Source organism: Vibrio sp. 2132-1, from assembly GCF_033344315.1.
The window spans coordinates 146033-169060 of the sequence record NZ_JAWPON010000008.1 but is presented as its reverse complement, the minus strand read 5'-3'; the positions used below and the strand labels follow the sequence as shown (position 1 = coordinate 169060).

The window sequence follows — 23028 nt, the reverse complement described above, 5'->3', positions numbered from 1 at the left end:
GAAGTGACAAAATTGTAGGATACTTACACAACCCCGTTATTTTTGTGACTTTTATTACAAAGCACACTGCGGGATTTGTCGGTGTTATCCCACTCCTACCTATATAAATCACTAGATAGTGATAATAAATAAAGGGATACCACCAAGGATTGTTTTTCTCGCAAAACTTTTCCTGCGAGATACGGAAAGGAATCAAGACCGGTCAACCTAGATCGGTGGCGATAATAAATATAAAGGACAAGACGTAATCAATAGTCTAGGTAGTATTTGCTGCCCGGTACTTTTGCGTCGACATTGAACTGGAAGGATGTATCTATGGTAGATAGAGAGCAAAATCCACAGGGTCTGTACACTCCGGAACTGGAGCATGACGCTTGTGGTATCGGTTTTGTTGCTCACCTTAAAAACCGTAAATCTCATGAAGTAGTGACTCAAGCATTGGATATGCTGGCTCGCATGGAACACCGTGGTGGTCAAGGTTGTGACCCATGCAGCGGTGACGGTGCGGGTATCTTGCTACAAAAACCTCATGAATTCCTATTAGAAGAAGCCGTTAAGCTAGGCATTAAACTGCCTTCGTTTGAAAAGTATGGTGTTGGTGTCGTTCTTTTCCCGAAAGACGAATACAAACGCGAACAATGCCGTGACATTCTAGAACGCAACGCACAGCGTCTAGACCTTGAAGTTATCGGCTACCGCGTATTACCAACCGACAACTCCATGATTGGTGCCGACCCTCTAAGCACAGAGCCTCAATTTGAGCACGTGTTTATCTCCGGCGGCCCTGGCATCACGCCTGAAGAGCTAGAGCGCAAACTGTACGTACTTCGTAACTATACTGTACGTGTTTGCCTAGAAAGCGTTTCGAACATTGGTGACGACTTCTACATTAACTCCATGTCTTACAAGACATTGGTATACAAAGGTCAGTTAACGACCGAGCAAGTACCTCAGTACTTCCTTGATCTACAAAACCCGACCATGGTGACTGCACTGGCGCTGGTACACTCTCGTTTCTCTACCAATACCTTCCCGAAATGGCGTCTTGCACAGCCTTTCCGTTACATTGCCCACAACGGTGAAATCAATACAGTTCGCGGTAACTTGAACTGGATGAAAGCCCGTGAAGCAATCCTAGAATCAGACCTGTTTACTCAGGCTGAAATCGACATGCTTCTTCCAATCTGTCAGGAAGGCAGCTCGGATTCATCTAACTTCGATATGGCACTTGAGCTCCTAGTTCTTTCTGGTCGCAGCCTGCCACACGCATTGATGATGATGATCCCGGAAGCATGGCAAGAAAACAAAAACATGGATCCTAAACGTCGCGCGTTCTATCAGTACCACGCGAACATCATGGAACCATGGGATGGTCCTGCTTCAGTATGTTTTACTGATGGTGTTCAAGTTGGTGCGACACTAGACCGTAACGGTTTGCGCCCTTCTCGCTACACAGTGACCAAAGATAACTTCCTAGTGATGGCATCTGAATCTGGTGTTGTGGATATTGAACCAGAGAACGTAGAGTTCCGTGGTCGTCTACAACCGGGTCGTATCTTCGTTGCAGACCTAGAACAAGGTCGAATCATCTCTGATGAAGAAGTGAAAGACACCATCGCAACGGCACAGCCTTACGAGAAGTGGGTAGAAGAAAACCTACTGAGCTTGAAGAAGCTGCCAGATGCGAGCAACCAGTTCAGCCAACCTAAGCCAGAACACCTTCTACACCGCCAACAAGCGTTTGGCGTAAGCACTGAAGAAGTGAACGAAATCATCGTTCCAATGGCGAATGACGCGAAAGAACCATTATCAGCAATGGGTGCCGACTGGCCTCTTGCGGTTCTCTCTCATCAATCTCAGCACCTTTCAAACTACTTCAAGCAGCTGTTTGCACAAGTAACTAACCCACCGATCGACCCGATCCGTGAGCGCATGGTTATGTCGCTGAACACTTACTTGGGTAAAGACCAAAACCTTCTGACTGAAACACCACTTCACTGTCAGAAAGTAGAATTGGAATCGCCTGTTCTAGCCAACTCTGAGCTTGAAAAATTGCGTGCGATCGATAACGAGCACCTACAAGCGAAAACATTGGATATAGTATTCCAAGCTAGTGAAGATCAAGGCAAACTTGAGCGTGCATTAAAACGTATCTGCCAATACGCAGAAGACGCGGTTATCGATGGTTATTCAATCATCCTACTCACTGACCGCGCAGTGAATTCAAACCACGCGGCGATCCCAGCAATGCTGGCAGTTGGCGCAGTACACCACCACTTGATCCGTAAAGGTCTACGTGCGAAGTGTGACATCGTGGTTGAAACTGGTGACGCGCGTGAAACGCACCACTTTGCAACGCTACTTGGTTACGGTGCGAATGCGGTTAACCCTTACCTAGTGATTGAAACCATCATTGAACTTCAACGTACGAAGAAGTTGGATCCAGAAGCGAACCCTCGCGATCTGTTCAACAACTACCGTAAAGCGATCAATGGCGGTCTTCTGAAGATCTTCTCGAAGATGGGCATCTCTACGCTACAGTCGTACCATGGTGCGCAAATCTTCGAAGCATTGGGTATCCACAAATCCGTGGTCGACAAATACTTCACAGGGACGGTTTCTCGTATCCAAGGTCTAACCCTTGATGATATCGCCAAAGAAGTACTTATCCGTCACCGCATCGGTTACCCACAACGCGAAATCCCAATTCAAATGCTGGATGTTGGTGGTGTTTACCAATGGAAACAGCGTGGTGAGAAGCACCTATTCAACCCAGAAACCATTTCTCTACTGCAAGAGTCTACGCGCAACAAGAACTACGATCAGTTCAAGCAATACGCGACTGCTGTAGATAAGCAAGGTGACAACGCGGTAACCCTGCGTAGCCAACTTGAGTTCATTAAGAACCCCGCTGGTTCTATCTCTATCGACGACGTCGAGCCAATTGAAAGCATCGTGAAACGCTTCGCGACAGGTGCAATGTCATTCGGTTCTATTTCTTACGAAGCACACTCCACACTGGCTGTTGCGATGAACCGTCTTGGCGCGAAATCGAACTCTGGTGAAGGTGGTGAAGACCCAATGCGTTTCGAGCGCAAAGAGAACGGCGATTGGGAACGCTCTGCAATCAAACAGGTGGCTTCAGGTCGTTTCGGCGTAACCTCTTACTACCTAACTAACGCTGAAGAGCTACAAATCAAGATGGCTCAAGGCGCGAAGCCAGGTGAAGGTGGTCAGCTACCAGGCGATAAAGTAGATGACTGGATCGGTGCTACACGTCACTCAACTCCAGGCGTTGGCCTTATCTCGCCACCGCCACACCACGATATCTACTCAATCGAGGATTTGGCTCAGCTTATCTATGACTTGAAGAACGCGAACCGCGCGGGCCGTGTAAACGTGAAGCTGGTATCGGAAGCTGGCGTAGGTACGATCGCTTCTGGTGTAGCGAAAGCGAAAGCGGACGTTGTACTTATCGCTGGTTTCGACGGTGGTACAGGTGCATCACCAATGTCTTCAATCCGTCATACCGGTCTTCCTTGGGAACTTGGCTTGGCAGAAACGCACCAAACGCTACTAAAGAACGGTCTACGTAACCGTATCGTGGTTCAAGCGGATGGTCAGATGAAGACACCTCGCGACCTTGCAGTGGCAACACTACTTGGTGCAGAAGAATGGGGCGTGGCAACCGCAGCATTGGTGGTTGAAGGTTGTATCATGATGCGTAAGTGTCATAAGAACACCTGTCCTGTTGGTATCGCGACTCAAAACAAAACACTTCGCGAGCGCTTTGATGGTCGCGTAGAAGACGTCGTAACCTTCTTCCAATACATGGCACAAGGTCTACGTGAAATCATGGCTGAACTTGGCTTCCGCACTATCGATGAAATGGTCGGTCAAGGTCAGAAGCTGAAGATTCGCCAAGACATTTCTCACTGGAAATACAAGAACCTAGATCTGTCTCCTGTTCTCCACGTTGAGCAACCACGTGAAGCTGATGGTGTATTCAACCAAGCTCAACAGAACCACAACCTAGAAGAAGTGCTAGACCGTAAGCTGATTCAAGCAGCGATTCCTGCACTAGAGAAAGGCGAAGCGGTGAATGCCGAGTTCCCTATCGTCAACACGGACCGCTCTGCAGGTACCATGTTGTCGAACGAAATCTCGAAAGTGTACAAAGATGCAGGTCTACCTCAGCCAATGAACGTGAAGTTCAAAGGTTCTGCAGGTCAGTCATTCGGCGCATTCCTAGCTAAGGGCGTGAAGTTCGAAGTGGAAGGCGACGCGAACGACTACTGGGGTAAAGGCTTATCTGGCGGTACCTTAGTACTTTACCCAGATGCGAAATCAAGCATTGTCGCGGAAGACAACATCGTGGTTGGTAACGTGTGTTTCTACGGTGCAACTTCGGGTGAGTCTTTCATTCGCGGTATGGCTGGTGAACGTTTCTGTGTTCGTAACTCAGGCGCGAAAGTAGTAGTAGAAGGCGTCGGTGACCACGGTTGTGAATACATGACTGGCGGTGCAGCCATCATCCTTGGTTCAACAGGTCGTAACTTTGCCGCTGGTATGAGTGGCGGCGTGGCTTACGTATGGGATAAATCAGGTGACTTTGAGTCAAAACTGAACCCAGAGCTAGTAGACCTAGATCCAATCGAGCAAGAAGACAGAGATCTATTACTCGACATGCTAACTAAGCATGTTCAATTCACAGGAAGTGAAGTCGCTCAGTCTTTCCTAGACAACTTTGAAGCAAGCCTAGCCTCTATGGTTAAGGTAATGCCGCGTGACTACAAAGCGGTTCTTCAAAAGCGTAAAGCTGAAGCACAGTCTCAAGGAAACGAAACTCAAGTGGAGGCCGTATAATGGGTAAGCCTACTGGATTTTTAGAGCATGGTCGTGAACTACCACAGAAGATCGACCCAGCTGAACGCATCAAGAACAACAAAGAGTTCGTCCTGAACGAGGAGTTTGGTGACAAAATCAATACTCAAGCTTCTCGTTGTATGGATTGTGGTGTGCCGTTTTGTCATAACGGCTGCCCTATCGGTAACATCATCCCAGAGTTTAACGATGCAGTTTATCGTGATAGCTGGGAAGAAGCATGGAACATTCTAAGCTCAACCAATAACTTCCCAGAGTTCACTGGTCGTGTTTGCCCTGCTCCATGTGAAAGTGCTTGTGTACTTGGTATCAACCAAGATCCAATTACTATCTGTAATATCGAGAAAACCATCGTGGAAACGGCGTATCGTGAAGGGTACGCCAAACCAAAAACACCACGCTCTCGAACTGGCAAAACCGTTGCGATCATCGGTTCGGGCCCTGCTGGCCTTGCGGCTGCTGAGCAGTTAAACAGCGCTGGTCATACTGTGACGGTATTCGAGCGAGACGAGAAAGTGGGCGGTCTGCTACGTTTTGGTATCCCAGACTTTAAACTGAGCATGGAAGTCATTGATCGCAAGATCAATCTAATGGCAGAAGCTGGCATTGAGTTTAAAGTAAACCAACACGTCGGTGTTGATGTAAATGCTCAACAATTGCGTCAAGAGTTCGATGTGGTTCTACTAACCGGTGGCTCAACGGTTCCACGTGATTTGCCCGTTCCGGGTCGTGAACTAAAAGGCGTTCACTTCGCGATGGAATTCCTAGGTCAAAACAACCGTCGCGCCAATAACATGGACCTGAAAACGGAAGAAATTCACGCTGCGGGTAAACATGTTGTGGTTATCGGTGGTGGTGATACGGGTTCAGACTGTGTGGGAACATCAAACCGTCACGGCGCAGCAAGTGTAACTCAAGTGGAAATCATGCCGATTCCACCAGAAAAGCGTCCTGCCAATATGCCTTGGCCACAGTACCCGATGATCCTACGTACTTCGACATCTCATGAAGAAGGCGTTGATCGTCACTGGAACATCCTGACCAAAGAGTTCATCGGAAATGACAAAGGTGAAGTCACAGGTCTTCGTCTTGCTGATATCGTTTGGGAAGAGGCGAAACCTGGCGAGCGTCCAGGCTTTAAAGAAGTTGAAGGCAGCGAGCGGGTGATTCCATGTGATATGGCATTCCTAGCGATGGGCTTCCTTCATCCTGAACCAACGGGCGTACTTGCTCAACTGGATATCGCGCTAGATGATCGTGGTAACGTAGCAACTCAAGGTTTTGCTACAAACCAAGAAGGTGTATTTGCTGCTGGTGATATGCGAACAGGCCAATCTTTGGTGGTTCGTTGTATCAACGAAGGCCGTGAGTGTGCCCGTGCTATCGATGATTACTTAATGGGTGGCACAAACCTAGAAGCAAAAGCAGATTCACTGATGCTTTCTGCTTAACGAAGCAGTCATGCTTCTCTCTTTCAATTGCCTAATAGCCATCAGCAATATCGATGGCTATCGGTGAAGAAAGAAAACAATTCCTTCCAATCTTTCTATTTTGACCAGCATTTTATGCTGGTCTTTTTTATCTCCCACAGAATCAAATGTTACTTTTTTGTAACAATCAATTTTCTATCTATTTGAAATTATTAAACTATTCTAGCTTATTAAATGGTAAATCGTATATTCACGTGATGATCCACTAATAACTTGACCTTTTTTACAATAAGCTATAGCTTGTGAAGTTGATGAAAATAAAACACTCAAAAAATGTTAAATATTTCACAACTTTTACTGAATAATTATACATAAAGCTATAAAGATGACGCATAGTTAGTCATCGATATCAACGTAAGCAGTGTTGATATATCTGTCGGGATGACGGATAAGCAAAGGGAGAATTGCAATGGCTCTTTATGATCCAAGTCTTGAGAAAGACAACTGTGGATTTGGCTTGATCGCGCATATGGAAGGCGAACAAAGCCACAAGCTGGTACGTACAGCAATTTCTGCACTTGACCGCATGACTCACCGTGGTGGTATCGCCGCCGATGGTAAAACTGGTGATGGTTGTGGTCTTCTATTACAAAAGCCCGATTCCTATTTACGTCTTATTGCCGAAGAAAATGGTTTCAACCTTGGCAAGCAATACGCCGTAGGGATGATTTTCTTCAACCAAGATCCAGTCAAAGCTCAACTCGCTAAAGACATCGTCAACAAAGAACTGGCGCAAGAGACGCTAACTGTGGCTGGTTGGCGTGAAGTACCAACTAATTCAGAAGTACTCGGTCCAATTGCGGCCAACTCGCTTCCAAATATTCAGCAAGTCTTTGTCTCTGCACCGGCAGGTTGGCGCGAACGCGACATTGAACGTCGCCTCTACATCGCACGCCGTCGCATCGAGAAACAAATCACCGAAGATCCGGATTTCTACATCTGTAGCTTGTCGACTCAAGTTTTGGTGTACAAAGGCCTATGCATGCCTGCGGACTTACCGCGCTTTTATCTTGATCTTGCCGATCTACGTATGGAATCTGCTATCTGTCTGTTCCACCAGCGTTTTTCTACCAACACTCAACCGCGTTGGCCATTAGCTCAACCGTTCCGCTACCTTGCTCATAATGGTGAGATCAATACCATTGAAGGTAACCGACAATGGGCACGCGCTCGTGCTTACAAGTTCTCGTCACCACTGCTGCCTGACCTACAAACTGCAGCACCGTTTGTGAACGAGACAGGCTCAGACTCGTCTAGCTTAGATAATATGCTAGATCTCTTTTTAGCTGGCGGCATGGATATCTTCCGTGCCATGCGTATGCTCGTACCGCCAGCATGGCAAAACCACCCGGATATGGATCCGGATTTGCGTGCGTTTTACGATTTCAACTCCAAACACATGGAACCATGGGATGGCCCAGCAGGTATCGTACTGTCCGATGGTCGTTATGCTGCTTGTAACCTAGACCGAAACGGTCTACGTCCTGCGCGTTATGTAATTACCAAAGACAAGCTGATCACTCTGGCATCTGAGGTAGGGATTTGGAATTACGCCCCAGATGAAGTTGCCAAAAAAGGTCGTGTAGGTCCGGGGGAATTACTCGTCATCGACACTCGTAAAGGTAAGCTTTGGCAGTCTAGCGAGATCGATAATGACCTGAAATCTCGTCACCCTTATCGCGAATGGATGGAGAACAACGTTCGCAAACTAACACCGTTCTCTCAGCTGCCTGAAGATCAAGTAGGTGAGCGCAGCTTTGATGAAGACTTGCTTAAGACTTATCAAAAGCAGTTTGCCATGAGCAATGAAGAAGTCGATCAAGTATTGCGTGTCCTCGGTGATATGGGGCAAGAAGCCGTCGGTTCGATGGGTGATGACACCCCGATGGCGGTTCTTTCTTCGAAAGAGCGCTTGGTGACTGATTACTTCCGTCAGAAGTTCGCGCAGGTCACCAACCCACCAATCGATCCGCTGCGTGAGAAACACGTCATGTCGCTGGCGACCAGCATCGGCCAGGAGATGAACGTCTTCTGTGAAACCGATGGCCACGCGCATCGTGTAACCTTTGATTCTCCAGTACTGCTCTATTCAGACATGCAGCAACTACTAGAGCTGAGTGACGATCATTACCGTAATACCATTCTCGATATCAACTACGACCCACAACAAAAAGATCTTAAACAAGCCATTAATGATCTGTGTGAGCAAGCAGAGCAAGTCGTTCGTGAAGGCACGGTTTTAGTGGTGCTTTCGGACAGAGCCTTGGTCAAAGGTAAGTTGCCAATTCCGGCAGCAATGGCAGTCGGCGCCGTTCAAACTCGTCTGATTGACGCGAACTTGCGTTGCGATGCCAACATTGTTGTCGAAACCGCAACAGCCCGTGATCCACACCAATTTGCCGTCTTGCTTGGTTTTGGTGCCACTGCGGTTTACCCATACCTTGCTTATGAAGCGTTAGGTAAACTGATTGATGATAAAGCACTAGAGAAAGACTACCGCGATGTGATGCAAAACTACCAATACGGCATCAACAAAGGCCTGTACAAGATCATGTCGAAAATGGGGATCTCAACCATCGCCTCTTACCGCTGCTCACAACTGTTTGAAGCAGTTGGCTTGAGCCAAAATGTGGTCGATCTGTGTTTTAAAGGCGTCACAACTCGAATTGAAGGCGCGAATTTTGACGACTTCCAGCAAGATCTTACAAACTTATCTCGTAAAGCATGGGCGAAGCGCAAATCGATTGATCATGGCGGCTTGTTAAAGTACGTCCATGGAGGTGAGTATCATGCTTACAACCCCGATGTTGTCGGCACGCTGCAACAGGCCGTTAAATCTGGCGAAAGTAACGACTATCAGAGCTTTGCTAAGCAGGTAAACCAACGCCCTGTTGCCATGCTGCGTGACTTAATGTCGCTGAAAAAATCAGACTCACCGCTGCCACTTGAGCAAATAGAACCACGCACTGAACTGTTCAAACGCTTTGACTCAGCGGCAATGTCCATTGGCGCACTTAGCCCAGAAGCGCATGAAGCACTTGCAACGGCGATGAACCGTCTTGGTGGTTACTCTAACTCGGGTGAAGGCGGTGAAGATCCTCGCCGCTTCGGTACTGAGCGTAACTCACGTATCAAACAGATTGCTTCTGGCCGATTTGGTGTAACGCCTCATTACCTGACTAATGCGGATGTACTGCAAATCAAGGTGGCACAAGGTGCGAAACCGGGTGAAGGTGGACAGCTACCAGGACACAAAGTCACCGCAGAAATCGCAAAACTGCGTTATTCGGTACAAGGCGTGACTCTGATCTCCCCTCCTCCGCATCACGATATCTATTCGATTGAAGATTTGGCCCAGCTGATCTTCGACCTTAAACAAGTCAACCCGAATGCGCTGGTTTCGGTAAAACTCGTCTCCGAGCCAGGTGTCGGCACCATCGCAACGGGTGTAGCCAAGGCTTACGCTGATCTTATTACCATTTCGGGTTACGACGGTGGTACCGCAGCAAGCCCATTAACTTCGGTAAAATACGCTGGTAGCCCTTGGGAGTTGGGGTTGGCAGAGACACAACAAGCACTGGTTGCTAATGGTCTGCGTCATAAGATCCGCTTACAGGTAGACGGTGGTCTAAAGACTGGTTTAGACGTAGTTAAAGCCGCAATTTTAGGTGCAGAAAGCTTCGGTTTTGGTACTGCGCCAATGGTCGCTATGGGTTGTAAGTTCCTACGAATTTGTCACCTCAACAACTGTGCAACTGGGGTTGCGACTCAAGACGAGACACTGCGTAAAGAATACTTCAAAGGTCTACCAGAAATGGTGATGAATTACTTCATCGGCTTGGCAGACGAAGTGCGCGGATTACTCGCCGAACTTGGCGTTGAAAAGCTGACGGACTTGATTGGTCGTACCGATTTACTTGAGGCAGTAGAGGGATTTACAGCGAAACAGACCAAGCTGGATCTATCCAATATTCTAGAAGCTCCAGTATCACCTGAGGGCCATCCGCTATTTTGGACAGAGCCAAACAAACCGTTTGATAAAGCTGAGCTCAACCAAAAGATCGTTGATGATGCAATGCATGCGGTCGAAAACAGTCAATCGGCAAGTTTCTTCTACAATGTCATCAACACTGATCGATCTGTTGGTGCACGCTTATCTGGCGAAATAGCAAAACGCTATGGCAACCAAGGGTTAGCGGCTTCCCCTATCAAAATCTATCTTGACGGCACCGCAGGCCAGTCCTTTGGTGTTTGGAACGCAGGTGGTGTAGAGCTTTACCTCACGGGCGATGCGAACGACTACGTGGGCAAAGGCATGGCGGGTGGTAAAGTGGTTATCAAACCTCACCTTGGCACTGCATTTAAGTGTAATGAAGCAACCATCATTGGTAACACCTGTCTGTACGGCGCGACCGGCGGTAAACTATTTGCAGCCGGTAAAGCAGGTGAGCGTTTCGGCGTACGAAACTCAGGTACGATAGCCGTCATTGAAGGTGCTGGCGATAACGCTTGTGAGTACATGACTGGCGGTATTGTTGCCATTCTTGGTGCGACAGGTGTGAACTTTGGCGCGGGTATGACTGGAGGCTTTGCCTATGTTCTGGATGAGAACCAAAGCTTTGAAGGTCGAGTTAATACTGAGTCTGTCGAAGCCATCTCATTGTCCGATCTTTACATCCACCAAGAACATTTGCGTGGCCTAATTGCGGAACACCTTGAAGAAACAGGGTCGAGTCATGCTGAAAATATTTTGGCGAACTTTGATGAATGGATTCCAAAGTTCTATTTGGTGAAACCACAAGCGGCAGATCTTCGCACGCTACTTGGTCACCAGAGCCGCAGTGCCGCAGAGCTGCGTGTTCAAGCACAGTAATCATGGAGGATGTTTGAATCATGAGCCAGAACGTTTATCAATTTATCGATGTGCAGCGTGTAGATCCTGCGAAAAAGCCTATCAAAGTTCGTAAGATCGAGTTCGTTGAAATCTATGAACCGTTCACTAAACAACAGGCGACTGCACAAGCGGATCGCTGCTTAGATTGTGGCAACCCATATTGTGAATGGAAATGCCCAGTCCACAACTACATCCCTCAATGGTTAAAACTTGCCAATGAAGGTCGTATTCTTGAAGCGGTTGAACTATCGCATCAAACCAACAGCCTACCGGAAGTATGTGGGCGCGTTTGTCCTCAAGACCGCCTATGTGAAGGTTCATGCACGCTTAATGATGACTTTGGTGCCGTCACCATCGGTAACATAGAAAAGTACATTACCGACAAAGCGTTTGAAATGGGCTGGAAGCCAGATATGTCCAAGGTGGAGTGGACCGATAAAAAGGTCGCAATCATTGGAGCAGGCCCAGCTGGCTTGGCTGCCGCGGATATCCTAGTGCGCAATGGCGTTAAGCCAGTCGTGTTTGACCGCTACCCTGAAATTGGAGGCCTTCTGACCTTCGGTATTCCTTCCTTCAAGCTTGAAAAAGGCGTGATGGAAAACCGCCGCCGTGTGTTCACTGAAATGGGCGTCGAGTTCCGCATGAACATGGAAGTAGGCAAAGATGTCCAAATGCAAGAGCTACTTGATGAATACGATGCTGTTTTCTTGGGCGTTGGCACCTATAAATACATGCGTGCAGGTCTAGATAATGAAGATGCGCCGGGTGTGTATGACGCGCTGCCATTTTTAATTTCGAACACCTACAAAGTCATGGATCTTGAGAGTAACCAACCCTTTATCGATATGGCAGGAAAGAAAGTCGTCGTACTGGGTGGTGGTGATACAGCAATGGACTGCGTTCGTACCTCAATTCGCCAAGGTGCCTCCAACGTAGTTTGTGCTTATCGTCGTGATGAGGCCAACATGCCAGGCTCTCGTCGCGAGGTAAAAAACGCAAAGGAAGAAGGCGTGAAGTTCATGTTCAACCTTCAGCCTTTGGGAGTGGAAGTGGATGCGTCAGGCAAAGTCTCGGGGGTCAAAGTGGTGAAAACCGCACTTGGTGAACCTGATGAAGCGGGTCGCCGACGTCCAGAACCCGTTGAAGGCAGCGAGCACGTTCTACCAGCAGACGTTGTTATCATGGCGTTTGGTTTCCAGCCGCACAAAATGGACTGGTTAGCACCGTTTGATGTCGATTTGGATCAATGGGGTCGTATCAAAGCCCCAGCGAAGCAAGAGTTCCAGTTCCAGACCAGCAACGAAAAGATCTTCGCGGGTGGCGATGCGGTACGAGGTTCTGATCTTGTCGTAACCGCAATTGATGAAGGACGAAAAGCGGCAGAAGGCATTCTCGATTACCTCGAAGTTTAATCTCAGCTAACCTCACAAAAAGGGTCCTGTTATTGGATCCTTTTTCTTTTGTATCCATATAATTAGAAACAAAATTATAAGAGTAAATACAATGAAAAAAGCCGCTCTCCTTTCCATTACTTTGCTCGGCTTAACCGCTTGTAGCCAAGGAGTCACAACCATGACGGATCGTTCTCAATCACCTTGTGGTGACAAACCAAACTGCGTCTCCACCCAAGACACGCGAGAAAAATACAACCTAACGCCATTCATCTTAGTGGATTCAGCGAACATCGACGCTATTGAGCAAGTTGCGCTTGAACTGCCAGGCGCGAAAACCGCGGTGAAAGAAAGCAACTACCTTCGTATCGAGTGCACATCTAAAATCATGCGCTTCGTGGATGACCTCGAACTAAAAATAGCAGGAGACCAACTGATTGTGCGCTCGGAATCTCGTGTGGGCTACTCTGACTTTGGCGTAAACAGAAAGCGCGCCGATCAATTACGAGAAAAGCTCACTCAAGCGAAGCTCATCAAATAGAAAACTGCCAACGGGGAGTGCTATACTCTCGGCCAACTAAAATATTTACTTAAAGAGAGTGTTATGAAAGTTGGTATCATCGGTGCGATGGAACAAGAAGTGACCATCCTGAAGCAAGCAATTACAAACTGCAAAACTGTAAATAAAGCAGGTTGTACGTTTTTCTCTGGTCAAATTAACGATGTTGAAGTCGTCGTACTACAATCGGGCATCGGTAAAGTTGCAGCGGCGGTGGGCACGACAATCCTTCTTGATGAATACCAACCAGACGTTGTGATTAACACAGGCTCTGCTGGCGGTTTCGATTCAAGCTTAAACCTTGGCGATGTAGTTATCTCTACAGAAGTTCGTCATCACGATGCAGACGTAACCGCTTTTGGTTATGAGATTGGCCAAATGGCCGGTCAACCAGCTGCATTCAAAGCGGATGACAAGCTAATGGACTTAGCCGAAAAAGCCCTAGCACAAATGGAAAACACTCATGCGGTTCGCGGCCTAATTTGTACTGGCGATGCGTTTGTTTGTACTGCTGAGCGTCAAGAGTTTATTCGTAAACACTTCCCGTCAGTTATCGCTGTAGAAATGGAAGCATCTGCTATCGCTCAAACTTGTCATCAATTCAACACTCCGTTTGTTGTTGTGCGTGCAATCTCTGATGTCGCTGATAAAGAATCACCAATGAGCTTTGATGAGTTCCTGCCTCTAGCAGCAAAAAGCTCTTCCGAAATGGTATTCAAAATGCTGGAACTCATTAAGTAAACGACTCATTCATGGAAGAAGTTTTTCAGTCATTTTATGCCAACGGTGCGCTCCTTATAATGTGGGGCGCACTGCTCTTGCACCTTCTAGTGCCAATCCCCCATTCAGCGCACCCCATCACTTTATGGCGAAAGCTAGCAGAACAGCTAGCCAACAAAGTGAACAATAATCACAATTACTCACAGAGTGTAATCTCAGGCAGTCTTGCACTAGGCTTGATACTGTTTCCTTGTTTGATATTACTGATTGCAGTAAAGCCATTTGTTTGGCAAATCCCTTTATATGAACTGGTTCTATTGATCCTTGCGCTAGACTGGCGCAACAGCGAAACGTTAACGAAACAGCTCGTAACTAGTATGTCTTCGGAAGACAAAGCTCAGTGTCGAGCATTACTGAGACCATACCTTAATCGCGATACTGGTAGCCTCTCGCTCGTTGGCATAGGTAAAGCTGGCTCAGAAACCCTGATTATGGCATACAGCCGCAACGTGATCGGTGTGCTATTTTGGTACGCACTAACAGGTGGTATTGGTGCGTTAATGTATCGACTCACAACAGAATTAGCGCGAGTGTGGTCCCCTAGCCGACGCCAATATTTGCCCTTTGGTAAACCTGTGATTCAACTGGTTGCTACTCTGGATATTATTCCACTTCGTCTCTTTGCCATACTTTTAGCTGCCGGAAAGAATACAAGTAATGTGCTCTCTGGAATACAACAGCAAGCGAAGTCTTGGCCCTTACCAGGACCTAGTTGGGTGTTATGTACTATCGGACACAAACTACAACTGTCTTTATGCGGCCCTGCTATCTATCAAGGTGTGCGTGCAGAGCGCGCAAAAATCGGTGGGCGCATTGCGCCATCGGCTATTCACCTTTCACAAATACATACGCTGCTCGTTTGGCGCGTCCTGGCTTGGATCGCAATCCAAAGTTTGCTTTTAGGAATAATTTATCAAGGATTATGATGAATAAATTATGCTTCGCATTAACGCTGTTTGTTTCGACAGCGACCGTCGCTCAACCCGCTCAACGCATTATAAGTTTAGCTCCACATGCCACCGAAATTGCCTTTGCTGCAGGGCTAGGAGACCAGCTTGTTGCTGTCAGCGAAATGAGCGATTATCCAGAACAGGCAAAGCAGCTAGAAAGAGTCTCAAATTATCAAGGAATTAAATTAGAGCGCATTATTGCTCTTCAACCGGACTTAGTGATTGCTTGGCCAGCCGGAAACCCCGCTAAAGAGTTGGAGAAAATTAAACAGTTCGGTATTCCTATCTATTACTCCACTACAGGTTCATTAGAAGATATCGCCAATAATATCGAGCAACTCAGCCAATACAGCGAAACTCCACAAGTAGGAAAAAAGGCCGCTGAAGATTTTAGAACGCAGCTGAGTACACTAAAAGAACAGTACAACACGAACGAGAAAGTTCGTTACTTTTATCAGTTGAGTGAAAAGCCTATCATCACTGTCGCCGGAAAGAACTGGCCAAGTGAAGTCTTTACTTTTTGCGGTGGTGAGAACATTTTCGCCGCATCCAGCGCGCCTTATCCTCAAGTTAGCATCGAACAAGTCATTACTCGCCAGCCAGAGGTTATTTTTACTTCTCGTCACGCAATGAGTAACGATGGTATGTGGGCTGAGTGGAGTAATGAGCTTCTTGCCCTTAAAAACAAACACATCTGGTCCCTAAACTCTGATTGGATTAACCGTCCGACACCACGCACATTGAACGCGATCAAGGAAGTGTGTGAGCACTTTAAAAGCGTTCGTCAAAAACGCTAACGATTTCGTGGCAAATACCGTACAATTTCCGCCCATTTTTTCTCACACTATTTAAAGGTACTAAGTAACATGGACTCCATGCTGCTTTATATGATCGATTTGTTCGGTACCGCTGTTTTCGCTATCTCTGGCGTATTACTGGCGGGCCGTTTAAAAATGGATCCATTCGGCGTTATCGTGCTCGGCAGTGTGACTGCTATAGGTGGCGGAACAATCCGAGACATGGCGCTTGGTGCCACTCCCGTATTTTGGATAACAGATACGACTTACTTATGGGTGATATTTGTTACGTGTCTACTAACCATGCTTGTTATTCGAAGACCCAAGCGACTCTCATGGTGGGTATTACCCGTTTGTGATGCCATCGGTCTCGCTGTATTTGTGGGAATAGGAGTAGAAAAGGCACTCGCCTACAATGCATCTGGGATGGTCGCGGTGATAATGGGGGTTATTACTGGCTGTGGCGGTGGCATTATACGAGACGTGCTGGCTCGCGAAGTTCCTATGGTATTAAGAAGTGAAGTCTATGCTACGGCATGTATTATTGGCGGCATCTTCCATACGATGGCGGTAAACATGGGTTATGACCACTCAACGGCTTTACTCGCTGGTGTAATCTCAACGCTCATTATACGTCTCGGTGCGATTCGTTGGCATCTATCCCTGCCAACTTTCGCCATTAACCGTTAAACACCAACAACATCACTCACCATGGAGTCGACCAAGTGTCGGCTCCTCTCATTTATGCTCATTTGATTCGCCAATTCTTGGGCAATTCGCTAAATTATCTCAACCATTCCTAACTTTCATTAATCATTATGTTGCTTGAAGGTATTGAAACGTTACTTGTCCTCAGTAAAGAAAAAACCATGAGCCGCACAGGCAGTCAACTCTATATTAGTCAATCTGCCGTGAGTAAACGTATTTCAAATCTAGAGAAGAAGTTAGGAAAAAAATTGATAGAGCCAAATGGTCGGCACATAAAGCTGACCTCCGATGGCCTTGCCCTCATAAACACAATAGAACCCACGTTCAATGAGTTAAGAGGAAAAATCCACGATCAACAACAAATAGAAGATACTTCTTTAATCAAAATGGACTGCTCTGAAACCTTAGTGGCGGGATACCTCAGCATGATCATGGCAGAACACTTTGCCCATGATCAGTACATACGAATATCGACCAATCATACGCCACGCATTATTGAGAATGTGAAATCAGGCAAAGCAACATTGGGATTTTGCGCTGGCTATCTACCACCTCATCATGGATTAATGAGCCTTCACCTCGCCGATGAACCTTTCTCAATTGTCAGTCGACATTCACTTTCACAACTACCTAAAGCTATTTTGACCAATGACTTAACTAACCCTGCCAACACATATCAACAAGCTATTTTATCCAAACACGGAATCGAACCTTTGATGGAAATGGATTCGTATACTGCGGCAGCACAACTGGCTTTGGGAGGTATGGCTCCCGCTTTAATCCCTAAATCTATCCTAACGACACTTAATATCACATCTAAGTTCTGCTATGACTTTGAAGAGCTAGATCAGTTAGTTCGACCAATACATATCTGCTTACGTCACAGCACATATCGTAGCGAACGAGTTAAAGCACTGACAGAATCCATTGCTGATGTTGTTGCCAAAGAAGTTTCGTTGCCATAAGCATCGACATCACTATAACTAGAGGACGAATCCATTTTTGTCCTTTACTTACCACGACCTTCGCTCCTAACTGAGCACCAAGAAAACCGCCAACAGCCATGGTTAAGCCAAGCTTCCACACAGGCAACCCAGCGAAGATAAAAAAGAGTAGTGCCGCAATGTTTGACGTGAAATTGAGAATTTTGGTTCTAGCAGTGGCTTCGACCAAAGAAAAGTGACCTAGTGCAACAAAACAAACAGTAAAAATAGATCCAGTCCCAGGGCCAAAAAAGCCATCATAGAAACCGATTCCGCCACCAATGCATAGCGCAAACATCGCTTCAGATAACTTTGGTTCTCCATCGATTTTTCGCGTACTTGGCGCGAGTAAAAAATAGAGGGAAATGGCTATCAAAAGAACAGGGATCAAACTGGTGAGTACGCTAGCATCAATAAACTGCACAGCCTCGGCACCGATTGCAGCGCCTATAAAAGTGCAGAGTATCGCAAAACGCATTTCCTTTAAGCTGACAATACCGTTACGCACGAAATACCAGCTAGCAGAGAAACTGCCAAACGAACTTTGTAACTTATTGGTTGCTAGAGCTTGAGTCGGACTCAACCCCGCAGCCAAAAGCGCAGGGAGCGTAATGAGCCCCCCCCCACCAGCCATCGCATCAATAAAGCCTGCGGCAGTCGCAACCAAAAATAAGGCCAACAAAATCTCAACCGTGATTTCCACTACACTTCCTTTTTGAAGAGGTATCAAAGAGGAAGAAACGGTAGCACTTATTCACAAAACTACCAATGGAAAGTCAAGACACCAATCTATTCCTAATTTTCATCAGTCAATAAATCTAGAGAATGATACATTAAAAATATCAATTACATCCAAATATAGAGCCTCACCTCAAGAGCCTCTTAATATTTTGATAGAAAAAGAAAATGCTGTCTTAATAGGAAATATTTAATCTGATAAAAAACGAAAATAATGGAAGCCTTACTGACTCGACCATCAATAAAAGAACAGCAATTACGCTTAAAAATCGAACAGATAGTGAATGTTAATCAGCTATTCAACGTTATTGACGCTAAACCAGAGACTAGCGGTGCGGGTGTAATTTATATTGATAACAAATTCACCGTTGTACGCTTAAGAGACTTTAAATCCACATGCCATATCAATCCTACCTTTATCATTCTACGAGAACCGATAAAATTACAATCATCTCAAGAATTTGCAAAAAAAATAAAACAGGAAGAATCAAAATCAAGATTCAATCAAGAGCTTCTATCAGCGAGCATTAGCTGTATTGGTGCAGCAATTGGCTGGATTGGAGTAGTTGGTTCGGGGCTAACAATACCAGTAAGTGGTCCTGTGGGCGTAACTATGTCCTATATCTCACACGCCGCTACTGTTGCTGCCACAGCCCAATGTGCTATTGGAGTAGCAAGAACCCGTATGGTATCTAAATCACCAGATAAATTATCGGATATAGACAGTAATGAGTGGTATCAAAATACAACTAAAGCTTTAGATTACATATCCTTAGCTGGAGCGGGTGCTAGCGGATATCAAACGATAAAAATGGTTCAATCTCTTAAGCAAACCACTAAGAAAGGCGTTCCCGAGATTCTAAAAGGCTTAAACAGACAAGAGAGAACAAGATTAACTAAAGAAATCATCCGTAAAAACCTTCCGAGTATTTCGAATAAAGCTCGTAAACAGCTAATGTTGTCAGGAGAAATTCCTAAGAGGTATTCGCAAGCAACAATATCCGCATCCATTTCTCATCAGCTTCTAGATGCAATTGGAGGCTCAATTAGCATAGTAGGAAGTGGTTATTCGGGAGAGTTAAGAAATCTTGCAATTGGAATCTATGAGGAATTGAAAGTTGAATACTAAATCAATTAGCATAGCAAACATCTCACTAAGTATATGTTTATACTTGGCATTGACTATTGGTCTGGCTATTAGCTTGAGCATTTGGAATGACTGGTTTTCTTTCACTCAACACATTGCTCTAGATACTTACCTTCTTACATTGGGAGCTATTACGGTTGTTGTTGTATGCATTCCAAACATTCTGACAATAAGCAAAGGATTAAGTATTGCTGCAAAAATAAACTTACTTACTATCTCTTTTATCATTCTCACTTGCAGCATTAATTTTGTTGCAGCAAGTGGTAGTACTATTTCTTCATCTTTGGGTACATTGCTTGCCATCATTAGCTTAATGATCTTCAAAAGCGAAGCATACCAATCGTTCCTAGCACACTTTAATGCTCTTCATTTTAGAAAAACCTCGATATAAAAAAGCCCGCTCAAATGAGCGGGCAATGAGGTTGTCATGTAAGCCCTGATTAATGAGCTTACTGATTTTTATCTGTTACGCGTCTAGACTCGCTTTCACTTTAGCGTGTAACTCTTGAACCGAAGTTACTGACGCTTTTGCGTCTGCAGTATGAGACATACATGTTGCGAACGCTGCATTCAGTGTCGTTGTGTAGTTCACTTTTTCTGCCAGTGCACCACGTCGTAGAACTTTCGAATCTTCAATCGCTTGACGACCAGCAGCCGTGTTTACGATGTAGGTGTATTCGTTGTTCTTGATGCGGTCAAGAATGTGTGGACGACCTTCGTGTACTTTGTTTACCAAACGTGGGTTAATACCCGCTTCGCCCAGAATTACAGCAGTACCGTGTGTCGCATCCAACTGGTAACCCAGTTTCACTAACTTAGAAGCTAGGTCAACAACACGCTCTTTATCACCTTCACGTACAGACAGTAGCGCACGACCACCTTCAGGATAAACCGCACCACAACCTAGCTCTGCTTTCGCGTAAGCTTCTGCGAACGTTGCACCCACACCCATTACTTCACCTGTTGAGCGCATTTCAGGGCCCAATAGAGGGTCAACACCAGGGAATTTGTTGAACGGCAGAACCACTTCTTTCACTGAGTAGTAAGGAGGGATAATCTCTTTAGTAAAGCCTTGTGACTCTAGAGATTGACCCGCCATTACACGTGCAGCGATTTTCGCTAGAGGAGCGCCTGTCGCTTTCGATACGAATGGTACCGTACGAGCAGCACGAGGGTTCACTTCAATTAGATAAACGTCGTTATCTTTCACAGCAAACTGCGTGTTCATCAAACCGCGTACACCGAGTTCGAATGCTAACTTCTCGACTTGCTCACGCATCTTGTCTTGAATTTCCTGACTTAGCGTGTATGCAGGCAGTGAACATGCAGAGTCACCAGAGTGAACACCCGCTTGTTCGATGTGCTCCATGATACCGCCGATAACGACGCGTTCACCGTCACAGATAGCATCAATATCAACTTCGGTTGCATCATCCAAGAAACGGTCTAGCAGAACTGGAGACTCGTTCGATACGCTTACTGCTTCGTTGAAGTAGCGACGCAGGTCTTGCTCGTCGTATACGATTTCCATCGCACGACCACCGAGTACATAAGATGGACGAACAACTAATGGGAAGCCAATTTCTTTCGACTTCTCAACCGCTTGCTCCATCGTTGTTACTGTCGCGTTTTCTGGCTGAAGTAGACCTAAACGGTCAACAGCGGCTTGGAAGCGTTCACGATCTTCCGCACGGTCGATAGCATCTGGGCTAGTACCAATGATTGGCACACCAGCCGCTTCTAGAGCACGAGCCAGTTTAAGTGGCGTTTGACCACCGTACTGAACAATCACACCTTTTGGTTTTTCAACGCGAGCGATAGACAGTACATCTTCCAGAGTTACTGGCTCGAAGTACAGACGATCAGACGTATCGTAGTCAGTAGATACCGTTTCTGGGTTACAGTTAACCATAATGGTTTCGTAACCGTCTTCACGCAGCGCAAGTGATGCATGAACACAACAGTAATCGAATTCGATACCTTGGCCGATACGGTTTGGACCGCCACCAAGAACCATGATCTTATCTTTGTCTGTTGGGTTTGCTTCACATTCTTCATCGTAAGATGAGTACATGTAAGCCGTGTCAGAAGAAAACTCTGCTGCACATGTATCCACACGTTTGTAAACCGGATGAATATCAAACTGCTCACGAGCACGGCGAATTTCACTTTCAGCGACACCAAGCAATTTAGACAAGCGAGCATCAGAGAAGCCTTTGCGTTTCATCTGACGAAGCACTTCTTTGGTCAAACCTGCGTAGCCGCCCGCCTTGACTTGTTCTTCGAGTTTTACAATTTCTTCGATTTGAACCAGGAACCAGCGGTCGATTTGAGTCAAGTTGAACACACCGTCGACTGACATACCCGCTCGGAATGCATCGGCGATGTACCAGATACGCTCTGCACCTGCTTCTTTAAGTTCGTGACGAATCTTAGTCAGTGCATCTGGCGCTTCCAGATCGACCATCTCATCAAAACCAGTTGCGCCAACTTCTAGGCCACGCAGTGCTTTGTGAAGAGATTCTTGTTGGTTACGACCAATCGCCATTACCTCACCAACCGATTTCATCTGAGTTGTCAGACGATCGTTTGCACCAGCAAATTTCTCGAAGTTAAAGCGAGGGATCTTAGTTACGACGTAGTCGATAGTTGGTTCAAATGACGCAGGTGTTGCACCACCTGTGATGTCGTTTTGTAGTTCGTCTAGCGTAAAGCCAACAGCCAGTTTCGCGGCAATTTTCGCAATTGGGAAGCCTGTTGCTTTTGATGCTAGCGCAGAAGAGCGAGATACACGCGGGTTCATCTCGATGATGACCATACGACCATCTTTCGGGTTGATACCAAACTGTACGTTTGAACCACCTGTTTCAACACCGATTTCACGCAGAACAGCTAGCGATGCATTACGCATAAGCTGGTATTCTTTGTCAGTCAGTGTTTGTGCTGGAGCAACCGTGATTGAGTCACCCGTATGGATGCCCATTGGGTCAAAGTTCTCGATTGAACATACGATGATACAGTTGTCCGCTTTGTCACGAACGACTTCCATTTCGTACTCTTTCCAACCGATTAGCGACTCATCGATAAGAAGTTCGTTGGTCGGAGATAAGTCCAGACCACGACGACAGATTTCTTCGAACTCTTCTTTATTGTACGCGATACCACCACCAGTGCCACCCATGGTGAACGATGGACGGATGATACAAGGGAAGCCAACCATATCTAAAACTTTGTAAGCTTCTTCCATGCTCTTCGCTGTATCTGCGCGAGGACACTCAAGGCCGATAGACTTCATCGCTTTATCAAAACGAGAACGGTCTTCCGCTTTGTCGATTGCATCAGCCGTTGCACCAATCATCTCTACGCCAAACTCTGCGAGAACGCCGTGCTTCTCTAAATCTAACGCACAGTTAAGTGCTGTCTGACCACCCATAGTTGGCAGAACTGCATCAGGACGTTCTTTCTCGATGATCTTGCGTACAACTTCCCACTGAATCGGCTCGATGTAAGTCGCATCTGCCATCTCAGGGTCAGTCATAATCGTTGCTGGATTAGAGTTAACTAGGATAACTCGGTAGCCTTCTTCGCGAAGAGCTTTACACGCTTGTGCGCCAGAGTAGTCAAACTCACATGCCTGACCGATAACAATCGGACCAGCACCAAGAATTAGAATACTTTGAATGTCAGTACGTTTTGGCATTATCTAC

The 23028-nt window shown here is 46.3% G+C and carries 14 protein-coding genes; 12 read left to right on the top strand and 2 right to left on the bottom strand.

Annotation, left to right across the window (positions count from 1 at the left end):
- Nucleotides 1–315 precede the first annotated feature (315 nt).
- From gltB (R8N47_RS11160) to R8N47_RS11115, 10 genes are all read left to right on the top strand, one after another.
- Nucleotides 316–4866, top strand: a complete 4551-nt coding sequence (gene gltB, locus R8N47_RS11160; protein ID WP_064353629.1) for a glutamate synthase large subunit — start codon at nt 316–318, stop codon at nt 4864–4866.
- Entirely contained in the window at nt 4866–6335 is a 1470-nt protein-coding gene (locus tag R8N47_RS11155) for a glutamate synthase subunit beta (protein ID WP_064353628.1), read from the top strand. The genes gltB (R8N47_RS11160) and R8N47_RS11155 overlap by 1 nt, the downstream gene beginning before the upstream one ends.
- A gap of 448 nt (nt 6336–6783) precedes the next feature.
- Nucleotides 6784–11247 (top strand): glutamate synthase large subunit, encoded by a 4464-nt coding sequence (gene gltB / locus R8N47_RS11150; RefSeq protein ID WP_053306880.1) that lies wholly within the window; start codon nt 6784–6786, stop codon nt 11245–11247.
- 20 nt (nt 11248–11267) lie between these two features.
- Nucleotides 11268–12680, top strand: coding sequence for an FAD-dependent oxidoreductase (locus R8N47_RS11145; protein ID WP_064353627.1), 1413 nt, complete (start codon nt 11268–11270; stop codon nt 12678–12680).
- A 91-nt stretch (nt 12681–12771) separates the two neighbouring features.
- On the top strand, nt 12772–13200 hold the full coding sequence (locus tag R8N47_RS11140) for a DUF1499 domain-containing protein (RefSeq protein WP_025768418.1): 429 nt from the start codon (nt 12772–12774) through the stop codon (nt 13198–13200).
- 63 nt (nt 13201–13263) lie between these two features.
- Nucleotides 13264–13959: a 5'-methylthioadenosine/S-adenosylhomocysteine nucleosidase gene (gene mtnN / locus R8N47_RS11135; protein WP_005381837.1), complete on the top strand. Its 696-nt coding sequence runs from the start codon at nt 13264–13266 to the stop codon at nt 13957–13959.
- A gap of 11 nt (nt 13960–13970) precedes the next feature.
- A complete protein-coding gene (locus R8N47_RS11130) occupies nt 13971–14924 on the top strand; it encodes a cobalamin biosynthesis family protein (protein ID WP_064353626.1) in 954 nt (317 codons plus the stop codon).
- Entirely contained in the window at nt 14924–15745 is an 822-nt protein-coding gene (gene btuF / locus R8N47_RS11125; protein WP_025768416.1) for a vitamin B12 ABC transporter substrate-binding protein BtuF, read from the top strand. The genes R8N47_RS11130 and btuF overlap by 1 nt, the downstream gene beginning before the upstream one ends.
- Before the next feature lie 69 nt (nt 15746–15814).
- Nucleotides 15815–16435, top strand: coding sequence for a TRIC cation channel family protein (locus R8N47_RS11120; RefSeq protein ID WP_005387377.1), 621 nt, complete (start codon nt 15815–15817; stop codon nt 16433–16435).
- A 128-nt stretch (nt 16436–16563) separates the two neighbouring features.
- Nucleotides 16564–17418: a LysR family transcriptional regulator gene (locus R8N47_RS11115; protein WP_064353625.1), complete on the top strand. Its 855-nt coding sequence runs from the start codon at nt 16564–16566 to the stop codon at nt 17416–17418.
- On the opposite strand, the gene R8N47_RS11110 is transcribed toward R8N47_RS11115, so the two are convergent.
- Complete coding sequence (locus R8N47_RS11110) at nt 17360–18139, bottom strand: TSUP family transporter (RefSeq protein ID WP_005381847.1); 780 nt, start codon at nt 18137–18139, stop codon at nt 17360–17362. The genes R8N47_RS11115 and R8N47_RS11110 overlap by 59 nt on opposite strands.
- 249 nt (nt 18140–18388) lie before the next feature.
- Here R8N47_RS11110 and R8N47_RS11105 point away from each other — a divergent pair, with 249 nt between their 5' ends.
- Entirely contained in the window at nt 18389–19303 is a 915-nt protein-coding gene (locus R8N47_RS11105) for a hypothetical protein (protein ID WP_005381852.1), read from the top strand.
- Nucleotides 19293–19712 carry a hypothetical protein gene (locus R8N47_RS11100; RefSeq protein ID WP_169644219.1) on the top strand — a complete coding sequence of 140 codons (420 nt, stop codon included), beginning with the start codon at nt 19293–19295 and terminating at the stop codon, nt 19710–19712. The genes R8N47_RS11105 and R8N47_RS11100 overlap by 11 nt, the downstream gene beginning before the upstream one ends.
- A 75-nt stretch (nt 19713–19787) precedes the next feature.
- On the opposite strand, the gene carB is transcribed toward R8N47_RS11100, so the two are convergent.
- Nucleotides 19788–23021, bottom strand: coding sequence for a carbamoyl-phosphate synthase large subunit (gene carB, locus R8N47_RS11095; protein ID WP_005381854.1), 3234 nt, complete (start codon nt 23019–23021; stop codon nt 19788–19790).
- Nucleotides 23022–23028 lie beyond the last annotated feature (7 nt).

Coding starts and splice junctions, on each gene's coding strand:
- gltB (WP_064353629.1), top strand. CDS start 316: ATGGTAGATAGAGAGCAAAATCCACAGGGTCTGTACACTCCGGAACTG.
- R8N47_RS11155 (WP_064353628.1), top strand. CDS start 4,866: ATGGGTAAGCCTACTGGATTTTTAGAGCATGGTCGTGAACTACCACAG.
- gltB (WP_053306880.1), top strand. CDS start 6,784: ATGGCTCTTTATGATCCAAGTCTTGAGAAAGACAACTGTGGATTTGGC.
- R8N47_RS11145 (WP_064353627.1), top strand. CDS start 11,268: ATGAGCCAGAACGTTTATCAATTTATCGATGTGCAGCGTGTAGATCCT.
- R8N47_RS11140 (WP_025768418.1), top strand. CDS start 12,772: ATGAAAAAAGCCGCTCTCCTTTCCATTACTTTGCTCGGCTTAACCGCT.
- mtnN (WP_005381837.1), top strand. CDS start 13,264: ATGAAAGTTGGTATCATCGGTGCGATGGAACAAGAAGTGACCATCCTG.
- R8N47_RS11130 (WP_064353626.1), top strand. CDS start 13,971: ATGGAAGAAGTTTTTCAGTCATTTTATGCCAACGGTGCGCTCCTTATA.
- btuF (WP_025768416.1), top strand. CDS start 14,924: ATGAATAAATTATGCTTCGCATTAACGCTGTTTGTTTCGACAGCGACC.
- R8N47_RS11120 (WP_005387377.1), top strand. CDS start 15,815: ATGGACTCCATGCTGCTTTATATGATCGATTTGTTCGGTACCGCTGTT.
- R8N47_RS11115 (WP_064353625.1), top strand. CDS start 16,564: ATGTTGCTTGAAGGTATTGAAACGTTACTTGTCCTCAGTAAAGAAAAA.
- R8N47_RS11105 (WP_005381852.1), top strand. CDS start 18,389: ATGGAAGCCTTACTGACTCGACCATCAATAAAAGAACAGCAATTACGC.
- carB (WP_005381854.1), bottom strand. CDS start 23,021: ATGCCAAAACGTACTGACATTCAAAGTATTCTAATTCTTGGTGCTGGT.